Origin of the sequence: Pseudoalteromonas sp. SR45-6, assembly GCF_014163545.1 — a bacterium.
GTDB classification, from domain to species: Bacteria; Pseudomonadota; Gammaproteobacteria; order Enterobacterales; family Alteromonadaceae; genus Pseudoalteromonas; species Pseudoalteromonas rhizosphaerae.
The window spans coordinates 26,355-39,203 of sequence record NZ_JACJDM010000028.1 but is presented as its reverse complement, the minus strand read 5'-3'; the positions used below and the strand labels follow the sequence as shown (position 1 = coordinate 39,203).

Here is a 12,849-nt window from a genome sequence, read left to right as displayed (position 1 = left end):
CTTCCTTAACCAGCAATTTTTATTGTTGTTGTTTCAGCGGGGATATCTAATGTAGAAATAATGACTTGTTCACCAGGCTCAAGTCCTGACAACACTTGGATGAGCTGGCCAGATGCTTTGCCATATTGCACTTCAACTTTAACGGCTTTGTTATCCATTGTGAGTTTAAATAATGAGCCATGACTGCCTTCGCTTGCACCTGTTGGTTGTTTTATATAATTCACCTCTTTTTGTACATCGGCAAAAATAGTCGCATCTACTTGTTGCATGGGTTTCATGGTGTCTGATTCAGAAACCTCGAGCTCAATATCAATTTGTACAGCACCGTCGCTGATCACAGGATCTACACGCACTACTTGGCCGCGCACCTGGTCATTCAACGTGCTAATTTGGGCTGTCATACCTATTTGAATTAAATGAGCTTGAATTTGCGGTACTTTTATTTCACCAACTAGAGGGGAGAGGCTCCCTATTAGTGCCAGTTCAGAGCCAGCACTGACACTTTGCCCTAAACTTAAAGGCAAGCGTTGAATAACACCATTCATTCCCGCTTTAACTGAAAGTTGCTCTACCATTAATTTGGCGACATCAAACTCGTCTTGCGCTTGGGCTATTAAGTCATCTTGAATTGAAAGCGACTCTTTTTGCATCTGTGCTAATTTATCAAGCTTAGATTCTTCAAGGTTAATACGCTTTGATAGCTGTTTGGCTTCGAGCTCATTTTTCTTCGCGCTGATCCCCGATACAATACCTGATTTAGCCAGTGTACGTTCTGCTTCAACTTGCAGCATGGCTATTTCAGATTGTGCTTTTAGCTCTGACACGGTTGACTCGTTATTTAACAACTCACGCTGTTGCAGTAATACGGTTTGCCGTTTTTGGGTTTTGGCATTTTTAAGCTTTGCTAACGCCAAGCGGAGCTTACTTTCTAGCTCGGGGTTATTTAAAGTGAGGATCACTGTGTCATGGTTAACCACAGCACCCGCTTTTAGTTTTATTTCGTCAACCACCGCATTACTTGTGGCTGTGAGAAGTCGTTTATTGATTGATTGCAATGAACCATAGCCATCAACCTTAATTGAAAAATCACCGCGCTCAACCTTCGCAATGGTGACAGAGTCTTTTGATATAACTTCGGCATTATCTGCAAAGCCTAATTGCCAGCCAGAGATAAGCATAACGACAGATAAACCTATCAACCCTTGATAGATTAGTTTGGATGTAAATTTCATAGTTATTCCTTTTGTTATTCTTACCATGGTATTTAATCACACAGCTTGGGCTAACGTTTGGTTCTTAATTAATTCTTCGAGATCAATTATTCTATCTGCTGCTTGTATTGTCTCTTGCCTATGAGCAACACTGACCCTAGTTATTTTTTTTGATTTTAAATATTTATTTACTTGCAATTCAGTAGCAGCATCAAGGTGGCTTGTTGCTTCGTCTAAAAATAAAATGATTGGTTGACTGTAAAGCGCTCTTGCCAAAAGCAATCTTTGTTTTTGACCACCTGACAATGAGCTACCTAAATCACCAACTTGAGTGTGTAAACCCATAGGCATGCTTTGAATCTCATGCCATATAGCAGCACCTTTAATGGCTTCTGTGATTTTATCTAGATCAGGTTTTGGCTCAAAGAAGCAGATATTTTCAATTAAGGAACCATTTAGTAATTGATCATTCTGCATTACCGTTGCACACATTGAGCGAAAGTTTCTCATGCCAAGCATTTTTATCGAGTGTCCATCTAACAAGTAATCACCTCGCTCTGCTTTGATTAATCCAGTCATTAATTTTAGGAGCGATGATTTACCCAACCCAGAGCGACCTATGATAGCCACCGATTCTCCGGCATCAATTTTAAAGTTTATTCCTTTAAATAACCAAGGAGAGGATGTTGAATATCGAAAATGCAGGTCGCGTACTTCAATGTGGCCTTTTGCTTGTTCTTTGGTTATTGTCAGTGAGGTATTTTCTTGCTCTTGGTTTTGCATCACTATATCAGACATTCTCCGTAAATAAGTTGAGGCTAACTTGAACTTAAATATATGATCTACCAGAGTTTGTGTGCTGCTCGAAAATTGTTGTCTATAAGCTAGGAAAGCAATAAACATCCCTATAGTAAATTCTTTATTGATTATTAATGTCGCGCCAATAAATATAACAATTAGATACTCTATTTTACTTACTAAATCTTGGCTAATTTCTGCAGTAATCGTGACCTTTTCACGTTTAATATTTTCATTTGTAGTATCTGCAAATAAATTGAGCCATGAAGAAAGTCGGGTACTTTCTTTTACATAGCATTTTATGGGCATAATTGCTCTGATAGTTTCTAAAAAATGACTGTTTTCTTTTGCTTGTTTAGATAAAACTTGCTCTAAATGCTTATTTTCTTTGTTGGTTAAATATAACCTAAGCAATAATGTGAATAAGAGGAATGATAAAGATACTAAAGCAAGAGCTGGTGAGTAAGTATACATAATGATTAAAGTTGTTATGCCTAGCAAGCCTTCGACAATGGCAGAAATAAAACCACGACTTATCATTCTTTGGACTTCATTAAATGCTTCAAACCTAGATTTAATATCGCCAACATGGCGAGATTCAAAAAACGAAAGGGGTAAATGTAATAGGTGTCGCTGGATGTTCGCTTTTACTTGAAAGCCCAAATTTTTGTCTAAGTATAAAATTGCAGCAGAGCGAATAATATTGCTAAAAGTTGTTAGTAAGGTGACGGCAATAAATGCGATTAGCAACCATATTAACATTCCACTATCGGAGAGTGGAATTCCATGATCTATCACAATTCTAATATAGTAGGGGGATATTAAGAGGAAGCATTGCAGAATCAAGGCGACAACGAATATCTTAAATAATGAGGATGCGAGTCCTTCAATATTGCCAATGAATGCTCTGAGCGGCATCTTCACTCGTTCATCGGCTACAGTAAATGCAGGTGTTGGAGTTAACTCGATTGCAATACCGGTAAATGCTTCAGAGACTTGTTGCCAATCTAGTTTAACTTTTCCTTTTGCGGGATCATGGATAACAATGCCAGTTCTATTTACTGAAGCAAGCGTAACAAAGTGATTAAAGTTCCAATGCAATATTGCAGGTCCCCTTAGCTTAGATAGCTGTCCAAGCTCTAATTTTAATACTCGCCCAGATAGGCCAATATCATCTGCAATTTTTAAAATGTGCTTAACTGTTATTCCTTGAGTACCAACGGGGTAACGTTGTCGCATAGCAAGCATGTTTACTTTATAACCATGATAAAAAGCAATCATAGCTATACATGTGATACCACATTCAGCTACTTCACTTTGTAAGAAAAGAGGTAGTTTTGATGGTTTAAAGTCAATGTAGTCTGTGAGACGCATTTAAATTTCACTATTTAATTAAGTTAAGGGCTTTTTCTGATTGCTGAGTGAGTAGTATTTTTATATCTGCGTTAGGTGACAGTTTTGAATAATTGTTAGTTTCTAATTTTAAATGTATTTTTTGTTCTTTATTATTTTTATTACTACCAATAACCATAGTGACTATACCTTTTAATTCATCATTATTGACGATTAAGGTAATTTTATCCTTTACATTAATACTCATATTTTTATTGCTAGAAATCCAAAAAGATAACTCATTTTCTGAAGTGGTACTTAAAACGTAACCAAGAGGTTCAAATGGTTGTATTATATTTTTTTCGATTAAAGAATGAAAAAACAAACCATCGGAAGGAGAGCGAATAACCTCTTTTTCTAACTTACTATTACTATCAAACTTAGAGATAGTAAGTAGCTGTTGATTTTTTTTAACGCTCTCACCATCTATCGCAAAGTGCTTATTTATAACCACTACTTCATTATAAATAAGCGGGGTATAGTGTTCAGATGAGACCTTGGCGTCAAGACTTCTTTTTGTTGATAAAGTTAGAACATTAATAACTAAAAAGCTAAATACGAAAATTGCTATTAAAGCTGCAATAGAATTATTTATAATTTTAGGCTGCTTTATGAGTGATTTGCCAATATCACTCGATTTATATTGATTTCTAAGCGCTTCTTTGCGGAACATATTAACAATAGACATATTATTAACTTACTTTCTTGATGGGAATATCACCAACAACACTATTGTTATTCATATAGCTTAGCGGGCAACCCATTTGCCAGCTATCAAGAGTCGTAAAGCCTTTTATCCAGGTACTAAATTTTTCATTGTTCAATGTTAGTGTGCCATCAGGATTAATTTTACCAATATTGTTTCTGTCATCATCTAAAGCAACGGTACACTTATTGATATTACCATTGGCTCTAATTCCTAATGAATTAGGCTTTCCTGCGTAGCAGATGTAATGACCTAGTTCATTTATTTTTTTGCTATTACCTGAATAACGTTCTGTGAGCTCTTTTGCTAATACTTTTGCAGATTTTCTTGATATTAGGCCATTTATTTTTTCTTGATTGTCACCACCTAAGTTAGAAATTTCTTTAAAAAATAATCTGAATCGACTATCTTCCTTAAGTTCTTTATCATAACGCTCACAAAAGCTTAAAACACTTTCATGGTTTAAGTCGGTAATATGAATCCTTAGGGTTATATGAAAATCAAGATCTGTTGCAGATGCAGCTAATAAGCGTCCCCATATTTTGTCAAAGCTACCTTTCCCGTTACGAGTTAAGCGAGTTGTGTCGTGTGATTCCTTGTCACCGTCTATGGATATTTGAAAGCTATTTTGCTTTAGCTCAACAAGTCTTGTTAATGTTTTTATATCAAGGAGAAAGCCGTTAGTTGTTAAATCACCATAGACTTTACAGCCGTTTTCCTTAGCTAATGACTGACTATATTCAGCAATTTCAAAAAGTATCTCTTTTGCTAATAAAGGCTCACCGCCGAACCAACTTAAAGATAAAAACTCTAACTTAGGCATTTTGTTTTTGATTAAAACTTTAGTTGCATCAACTAACCAACGAGGCATTTTTCCTATTTTAAAATCCTCATAACAATATACACAGCGAAAGTTGCATTGCTCTGTTGGAAAAATAATGAGTTGAAACTTTTCATTACTGAGGCTGTTTACTAATTGTTGTTTAGAAAAACCTTTAATCTGATCTATTGAAGTTGTCATTTTTCCCCCTATTGTTTTGCTTGCGCAGACTACCTTTATGAAGAAGTAGTCTGCGTGATAGTTACAGCTCTTTTTGAGCAGCACAGCTGCCATTTATAGTGTTACCACAGCCTGTATCACCTTCTTCGTCTTCTTCTTCTGGAGAGAAACCGCCTGCAACAGCATCTGTAAGTTCTTCACTTAGCTCTACTTCACCTAACTCATTTAGCTTGATTTCTTCACTTTCTATATTTTCAAATTTATTGCTCATTTTATGCTCCTTTAAATTGTTGTTTCCCCTTAATGGGGTGAAGTTAGTATGAGCTTAAAAAAAGAAATAGATAACTGTAATAACTACGAGGTTTATACAATAATCTCATTTAAATGGTTTGATATTTTAGGTAGCCAAACGTTCGAAGTCGGTTTTTTTTTGTTTTTGATGTTAAATAAAATTTCAATTCTATTTTTTAATATTTTATAATCCGTTTTCTCATATAGTTTAAGTATTTTTTCTTTATTTTTATTAGTTGGGTGATTAGATTGCAAATTACAAAGAGTCATCCCGTAATTAAATTCATCTTTTATATTTTCATATTGATTCAGTGTTTTTTTTACTAATAGAGATTCAATAGATAGCTTTTTTTCCTCGATAATACATGAAGAGAAATTTAGTTTAGATAAAGAATCTAAGGGGGTCTTTTCCATATTTGAAATTAAGTGTTTCATTACTGTTTCAGCTTTAACTGCTAGCCCCATAGATTTGAAAGCTTCATATAAACGATAGCTATATACGCCACTTTTTATACACGTACTTTTATTTATTTGACGCCAGCAAAGTTGCATTGCGTTTTCAAATCTTTCTAAGCTGATTAGGGCTACAATTTCAGCTTCTATATATAAATTTTTTTCCCTGTAATATTGCGGTATCGTTTCTTTAAGTTTAAGAACTTCATTATATTTTGATTTTAAGAGGTAATGTTTTAAAGTTTCATCGAGTGTAGCTACATACAATGTATTCCATTGCTCACCTAGTATTTCTTTGTTTACACTTATAGGCCCTAGTTTTGCTTTGCCTGTATTATCTAGAATAGCGGCTTCACCCATCAGCTTTAGGAATGCTGAGTGTTTATTTGTCAGTTTATAAAGACGTAATAAGTTGATTGTGGGATCTATTAAGTTGATAAGATTTTGATTGTTTTTATCCTGTAAAAATTTATCTGACCAATAAGTTATTACTCTGTGTAAAAACAATTCACTTTCTTGTGTTTTTCCTTGGTAGGCTAAAATAAGAGGATAGGCATTAAACAACCAATGTAGGGTTTTGTTGGAGCTTGAGTTTTGATTAAGAACATCCCTATCAAACGCAAGGCACATTTCTTCACACCAGTCTTCGAGGTTCGATAAAGAGATTAGAGCTCTTTTTTCACCCAAACGCTTCAGTTTTGGTTTATACGGCTTGCAAGTTTCAGTATTCATTAACTGATGCCTTCTTGGCTTGTCGTGGTTGTAGATTTCTCATCATTATCACTCACGTGACAATAAACTTCTTCAGGGCTTATAAATCCTCCAACAAACGCATCAAGTAACTCAAGATTGGTGATTTCTATTAATCCATCATTTGTTCTGTGGGCTGCTATGGCATGTTCTTCATTTTTTATGCTGTTCTGCATTGCTTGTACCTTATAATGTTGGGGTTAAAATTGAGCGTATAAGGTCGTTTTTTTTTTGCAATAATTAAGCGATGATATCTACGTAACCAAAATGTAACTTTCATTTAAATCAATGCATTAAACTTTATGGTAATTACTATTGCAGTACGTTATTATAATGAACGTTAAGGGACTGTTAAGGTTTGTAAGTGGCAAATGCTATGTTGATTAAATTTGGTGAGTACTGTTTGGACACTGAAGAGATGTCTATTCAAATTAATGAGCAGTTAGTTGTACTTGAACCAAAAGTATTTGCCGTATTGATGTATTTTATTGAGCATCATGAGCGTTATATTTCAATGGATGAATTGCATGATAACTTATGGAAAGACCGCTGTGTTTCTGATGCCGCAGTAAGGCGAATTATAAGTAAACTTCGCATAATTTTGAATGATGATTATAAAGATCCTAAGTATCTTCAATCGCTCTCTAAACGTGGATATAAATTAATTTGTCCTGTATCAACAATTCCTTCCCCTATAGAAGAAAAACAAACAAGTATAGAAAAAACAGAGCACAAGAATGTTAAAAAAGCTAAGGTCTATTTTTACCTTATTGCAATAGCGATTCTTTTTCTTTCGTTAGCTTATCTTTTATTTAAATACAATGTCGATGAAGTTTCAGTTACTGCTAGGGTGGTAAATACTGTCGTCTCAGACAAAAAAGCCTTTGCAGCCTCCAGTGAAGGTCGATACATTGCATTCACTAGTAAATTAAGTCATGAAAAGAATTATCATATTTATTTAAAAGACCAGAAAACAGAGACTATAGAGGTGCTTGTAGATAATACAACCCTGCCTACAGGTTTGGTTTTCTCTAATGATGGGGAGCGCTTGTACTTTTCCGATAATTTAGGTGATATTGCTTTATTAAAGCAGATAGATCTAACAAATAAAGCGCATGGAGTAGGTACGTTAGTAGCTGATTTTTATTTCATCACAGATGTGTTTATCGACAAAAATGAAAATGACGTAATTTATTTTTCTGGGCAAAAAGATCAGCAAAGTGCATTACTTATCTATAAATTCAACTCTGAAAAAGGCTTGCTTGAAGAGATTACTTCTGTTCCTCAAAAAGGATTTCATGATAGTCGTGCGGATATTTCTCCAGACTCTGGTAAGTTGGTTGTACTGCGAATTTATTTGGGTAGTAAGCGTAATTCTATTCGAGTACACGATTTAAAGACTGGCAGAACTCTTTTTCACCATGATCAAAATGCAACTATCTATGATGTTCATTGGCTTGATGATGAGCATATCATTTTATTAGATGATAAAAAGCTAGCTAAAATAAATGTTAAAACAGGTGATTCAAATATTATTATCGATAAAAACAAAGGCCTTATCGCATTAGAACGAGTAACCCCAAATACACTATTAGCTATCAGAGATAATGATATTATCAATACTCTGATAGAGAAAAAGCTGCCATTAAGTGATTTTAAAAATGTTGAAATGATTCAAAAAAAACAACCTGAGCAAGATAGTAGCATTATTGCGTATCAACCTTTAGGTAACAAAATCTGGACGGTAATAAATGAGGGAGGTGTTAGCTCCTTAATTTTTTATGAAAAAAGTAAGGTTACGAAAAAAGCAACACTAATGAGCACTGAAAACCCACTAGAGTTGCTCGGCGCCTCTCTGTCTGGACAATATGTATTATTAAAGCTTCAAGACCGCATAACAATTCTTAATACGTTTGATAATAGCCTGACATACCTCTCTAAGGCTGATGAGTTGATTGGCGATGTTACTCTTTCATTAAATGAAAAATCCATTCTATATACGCGAAAAAGTAATGGTGAATGGCAAGTATTTGAGTATGTTATTGAAGAAAAAACTAAAAACCTTATCTTTAAAGGTTACCGCTTTATTCGACAATTTGAAGGGGGATATGTATTAGGTGATAATACGGGGAGGTTATCACGGTTTGATGCGAATGAAGAAACGATGACTCCAATGCCGGTAAGCATGTCCACTGAGACAAACACGAATTGGGCTGTAATAAACGGTAAAGTATTATGGAGTAATCATAATTTGATAAATACAACCTTCTATGAAATAGACTTAAATGATGTGGATACTTCTAGCCTAAAGTCAAAAACGTTTGACTTTAGTGTGATTAGACCAAGGTTTTATGTGGACAAGGTGAATGGTTTAATTATCGTTGAAAGTTTAGGTGGTAGAACTAGTGAAATTATTTCCATTAACATTCAATAGGTTATATTTTGTTTTTGTAAAGTTATAGAAAAGTTATCTCATTATTATTGATAAAATCTATCGTGTAGCTCAAATTTAATGTGAACAATATAACTACAACATGAATTAGGGGCTACACCACGATGAATAATATATATAAGGCATCATTTATCTATACAGCTATTTTTACTTTCTTAACAGTAATATATTCCGCTGACTCGTACATAGGTATTAACACTCAAATTATTGGTAATGACTCGCCAAGTTCTTCTTGTGTCGTATTTCCTATACTCTGTAAAGATGAGTCTAAATCGAGTTTTGCATATGATAAATATGAATGAACTACATTCTAGAATTGAGCTTATAAACTCAATACATAGCTTTAATGGTTTTTTTGAAGATATAAAAAATTGTTATAGCTATGTTCAAGCAGGGTTTATTATTTTTGATTTCTCTGATTTATTTAAGTTTAATACTCATTATTTCGGTGAACTTGATGACTCTTTTTTGAATGATGTTCATTCCCGTAAGGGGTTGCTTCATTATTGCTTAAATGAAACAAGAGCAATTCAGCTTAGTGAGTTAATTGGCAGCTTTGAGTCGGTATTAATAATTCCTACGGGTTTACATAAAAATAAATTTGCTTGTCTAGTGTTGGAATTGTCAAATTTAGGCGCTGAACCTCGTAAAGTGAAAATGCTAGGGGATTATTGGCGAATTTTTTTAGTTGAAATATTTGAAGCTTATCGACGCTCAACAAATCTTGAGGCTGTAAAAATTACGCGACGTGAAAAAGAATGTATTCGTTGGGCTTCTATTGGAAAGACCTCTTGGGAGATCAGCCAAATACTCAGCATTAGCCAAAGAACCGTTGATTTCCATTTAACAAATTGTATTAGAAAGACAAACAGTACAAACCGACAGCATGCCATTGTTAAATGTATTTTGAGTGGAGAATTGCTAAATCCTCAATAAAATTTCCCTGACCAATTAAAAGCGCATATTGCGCTTTTTTTGATCTACACCTTGCCATTTTTATAGTTTCGTTTAAAATCCCATAACTTTCGAAACGAAACTTAAATGGTTTGCTTAATGACTAAACGAAACACCCAGCAACGTCGTCACCTTATTCTTACTCAAGTTAATGAGTTAGGTGAAGTAGCCGTAGATATTTTAGCTGAGCAGTTTCAAACCTCTGAAGTAACCATTCGTAAAGACTTAACAGCGCTTGAAAAAAGCGGACTATTACTGCGCCGCTATGGTGGCGCGATAGCATTGCCGCAAGAAATTGTAAGCGATGATATTGATTCAAAACGTAAAGTGGCGATTGCAAAAGCCGCAGCAGCACTAATCAAAGATCATAACCGCATTATTATCGACAGTGGTCGTACTACAGCAGCAATGATCCCTGAACTGGGTAATAAGCGCGGTTTAGTGGTGATGACTAATGCAATTAAAGTGGCTAATCGCTTATTAGCGCTGGAAAACGAGCCAACACTTTTGATGACCGGTGGTACGTGGGACCCGCATTCTGAGTCGTTTCAGGGGCAAGTTGCTGAGGGGGTTTTACGTTCTTATGATTTTGATCAGCTATTTATTGGTGCTGATGGCATTGATGTTGAGCGCGGTACCACTACCTTTAATGAACTTGTAGGCCTAAGCCAAGTTATGGCGGGCGCTGCTCGTGAAGTTATAGTGCTGGTGGAGTCAGAAAAAATCGGCCGAAAAATCCCTAATTTAGAATTACCTTGGCAGCAAGTGACTACGCTTATCACCGACAGCAACTTAGCACTCGATACTCGCCAAGCAATACAAGCGTGTGGTGTGCAGTTGATCTGCGCTGAGCTATAAATTTACAAATTCGTGTTTATTACAGGCCGACAACACCTGTGATGTTCATTTAAATATTAAACAACACATACAAACCCAAAGTTGACGCTTTGGCATGTGCAAAAGGAGAAATTATGTGTGGAATAGTTGGGGCAGTTGCAGAACGCCCAGTAAATAAAATTTTAGTTGAAGGCCTTAAGCGTCTTGAATACCGTGGTTACGACTCAGCTGGTGTGGCACTTTTAGATGGTAATACACTTAATACTGTAAAAGCAGTGGGTAAAGTAGTAAACCTTGAAAACGCGCTTGATGAAGCTGGCGTAAAAGGGACTACCGGTATTGCACACACTCGCTGGGCAACTCACGGCGGCGTGACGAAAGCAAACGCGCACCCGCATATTTCAAACAGCGAAATTGCCTTAGTGCACAATGGTATTATTGAAAACCACGCCAGCTTACGTGAAGCGCTGAAAGGCGATGGTTACGAGTTTTTATCAGATACCGACACCGAAGTAATGGTGCATTTAATTCATCAACTTCGCCAGCAGCACACCACTTTATTAGCCTCAGTTCAAGCAGCTGTTAAACAGTTTGAAGGTGCATTTGGAACAGTTGTATTTGATAAAGCGAATGATAACGAAATTATTGTAGCGCGCTCAGGCAGCCCGTTAGTTATTGGTTTAGGCCTTGGTGAAAACTTTATTGCTTCTGATCAACTTGCATTATTACCAGTAACTCGTACCTTTATCTACCTTGAAGAAGGTGATGTAGCGCGTATCACCCGTAACAGTGTGGAAATTTTTGATGTAGACGGCAATGCCGTTGAACGTGAAGTCATTGAATCAAACATCACACAAGATGCATCAGGTAAAGGTGAATACCGTCACTACATGCTTAAAGAGATTTACGAACAGCCACTTGCTGTACGTAACACCCTTGAAGGACGTTTAAACGACGACCGCGTAGCGATTGATGCCTTTGGTGAAAGCGCTCAGCAAATATTTAAAGACGTAAAACACGTACAAATTATTGCCTGTGGTACGTCTTACCACTCAGGTATGGTTGCCCGCTACTGGCTTGAGCAATTTGCAGGTGTTAGCTGTAACGTAGAAATTGCCTCTGAGTTCCGTTACCGTCAGTCGTTTGTACACGAAAATAGCCTGCTAGTAACTATTTCTCAATCGGGTGAAACGGCTGATACTTTAGCTGCGCTTCGTTTAGCTAAAGAGCAAGGCTATATGGGGTCAATGACTATTTGTAACGTACCAGGCTCATCGCTAGTACGCGAATCAGACCTTGCCTTTATGACCAAAGCCGGTGCTGAAATTGGTGTAGCCTCTACTAAAGCATTTACTACACAGCTTGTTGGTTTGTTAATGCTTACTGCGTCTATTGCGCAAGAGAAAGGCTTAGATCAAAGTACGATTGTTAACGCTATTAAATTGCTTCCAGCTAAATTAGAAGAAACGCTACTATTGGCTGATGGCATTGCAGACCTTGCAGAAGAGTTTGCTGATAAACACCACTCACTGTTTTTAGGTCGCGGGTCGCAATACCCAATCGCAATGGAAGGCGCACTTAAGCTTAAAGAGATTTCATACATTCACGCAGAAGCCTATGCAGCAGGTGAGCTTAAACATGGTCCATTAGCATTGATTGACGCAGACATGCCAATTATTGTTGTAGCACCAAACAACGAATTGCTTGAAAAGCTTAAATCAAACGTAGAAGAAGTCCGTGCTCGCGGCGGCATCATCTATGTATTCGCTGATAAAGACTCACACTTTGAGTCAGACGAAACCATGCGTGTGATCAACGTAAATCATGTTGATGACGTGATAGCGCCAGTTGTATATACAATCCCACTACAGTTACTTTCGTACTACGTAGCGGTCATTAAAGGCACCGACGTTGACCAACCTCGTAATCTAGCAAAATCGGTTACGGTTGAGTAAAATCAATGGGTTGGTCGTTATTGTGTAGATTCTGAATAAAGTTAGAAATA

At 36.3% G+C, this 12,849-nt stretch carries 11 protein-coding genes; 4 read left to right on the top strand and 7 right to left on the bottom strand.

Translation table 11 applies throughout. From position 1 onward, the window contains the following. Positions 1-5 precede the first annotated feature (5 nt). The 7 genes from H5158_RS12955 to H5158_RS12925 form a co-directional block, all read right to left on the bottom strand. Positions 6-1,232 carry an efflux RND transporter periplasmic adaptor subunit gene (locus H5158_RS12955; RefSeq protein ID WP_149982301.1) on the bottom strand — a complete coding sequence of 409 codons (1,227 nt, stop codon included), beginning with the start codon at positions 1,230-1,232 and terminating at the stop codon, positions 6-8. 36 nt (positions 1,233-1,268) lie between these two features. Continuing rightward, a complete protein-coding gene (locus tag H5158_RS12950) occupies positions 1,269-3,383 on the bottom strand; it encodes a peptidase domain-containing ABC transporter (RefSeq protein WP_149982300.1) in 2,115 nt (704 codons plus the stop codon). A 10-nt stretch (positions 3,384-3,393) separates the two neighbouring features. Further along, complete coding sequence (locus tag H5158_RS12945; RefSeq protein ID WP_182740163.1) at positions 3,394-4,089, bottom strand: hypothetical protein; 696 nt, start codon at positions 4,087-4,089, stop codon at positions 3,394-3,396. A gap of 4 nt (positions 4,090-4,093) precedes the next feature. After that, positions 4,094-5,128: a radical SAM protein gene (locus H5158_RS12940; RefSeq protein WP_182718813.1), complete on the bottom strand. Its 1,035-nt coding sequence runs from the start codon at positions 5,126-5,128 to the stop codon at positions 4,094-4,096. 61 nt (positions 5,129-5,189) lie between these two features. Then, positions 5,190-5,378: a hypothetical protein gene (locus tag H5158_RS12935; RefSeq protein ID WP_182718814.1), complete on the bottom strand. Its 189-nt coding sequence runs from the start codon at positions 5,376-5,378 to the stop codon at positions 5,190-5,192. Between the two features lie 92 nt (positions 5,379-5,470). Continuing rightward, positions 5,471-6,583, bottom strand: coding sequence for a hypothetical protein (locus tag H5158_RS12930; protein WP_182718815.1), 1,113 nt, complete (start codon positions 6,581-6,583; stop codon positions 5,471-5,473). Next, the gene (locus H5158_RS12925) at positions 6,583-6,777 is read right to left on the bottom strand and encodes a hypothetical protein (RefSeq protein WP_182718816.1); all 195 of its coding nucleotides are present in this window, start codon (positions 6,775-6,777) and stop codon (positions 6,583-6,585) included. Before H5158_RS12925 ends, H5158_RS12930 begins: the two co-directional genes overlap by 1 nt. A gap of 188 nt (positions 6,778-6,965) precedes the next feature. On the opposite strand from H5158_RS12925, the gene H5158_RS12920 reads away from it, so the two are divergent. From H5158_RS12920 to glmS, 4 genes are all read left to right on the top strand, one after another. Continuing rightward, entirely contained in the window at positions 6,966-9,035 is a 2,070-nt protein-coding gene (locus H5158_RS12920) for a winged helix-turn-helix domain-containing protein (RefSeq protein ID WP_182740162.1), read from the top strand. Positions 9,036-9,347: 312 nt separating this feature from the next. After that, positions 9,348-9,989, top strand: coding sequence for a helix-turn-helix transcriptional regulator (locus H5158_RS12915; protein WP_259398520.1), 642 nt, complete (start codon positions 9,348-9,350; stop codon positions 9,987-9,989). Positions 9,990-10,106: 117 nt separating this feature from the next. Next, a complete protein-coding gene (locus H5158_RS12910; protein WP_182730667.1) occupies positions 10,107-10,865 on the top strand; it encodes a DeoR/GlpR family DNA-binding transcription regulator in 759 nt (252 codons plus the stop codon). 113 nt (positions 10,866-10,978) lie between these two features. After that, the gene (gene glmS, locus H5158_RS12905) at positions 10,979-12,799 is read left to right on the top strand and encodes a glutamine--fructose-6-phosphate transaminase (isomerizing) (RefSeq protein ID WP_182734993.1); all 1,821 of its coding nucleotides are present in this window, start codon (positions 10,979-10,981) and stop codon (positions 12,797-12,799) included. Positions 12,800-12,849 lie beyond the last annotated feature (50 nt).

Coding starts and splice junctions, on each gene's coding strand:
- H5158_RS12950 (WP_149982300.1), bottom strand. CDS start 3,383: ATGCGTCTCACAGACTACATTGACTTTAAACCATCAAAACTACCTCTT.
- glmS (WP_182734993.1), top strand. CDS start 10,979: ATGTGTGGAATAGTTGGGGCAGTTGCAGAACGCCCAGTAAATAAAATT.
- H5158_RS12940 (WP_182718813.1), bottom strand. CDS start 5,128: ATGACAACTTCAATAGATCAGATTAAAGGTTTTTCTAAACAACAATTA.
- H5158_RS12910 (WP_182730667.1), top strand. CDS start 10,107: ATGACTAAACGAAACACCCAGCAACGTCGTCACCTTATTCTTACTCAA.
- H5158_RS12945 (WP_182740163.1), bottom strand. CDS start 4,089: ATGTCTATTGTTAATATGTTCCGCAAAGAAGCGCTTAGAAATCAATAT.
- H5158_RS12915 (WP_259398520.1), top strand. CDS start 9,348: ATGAATGAACTACATTCTAGAATTGAGCTTATAAACTCAATACATAGC.
- H5158_RS12955 (WP_149982301.1), bottom strand. CDS start 1,232: ATGAAATTTACATCCAAACTAATCTATCAAGGGTTGATAGGTTTATCT.
- H5158_RS12930 (WP_182718815.1), bottom strand. CDS start 6,583: ATGAATACTGAAACTTGCAAGCCGTATAAACCAAAACTGAAGCGTTTG.
- H5158_RS12935 (WP_182718814.1), bottom strand. CDS start 5,378: ATGAGCAATAAATTTGAAAATATAGAAAGTGAAGAAATCAAGCTAAAT.
- H5158_RS12925 (WP_182718816.1), bottom strand. CDS start 6,777: ATGCAGAACAGCATAAAAAATGAAGAACATGCCATAGCAGCCCACAGA.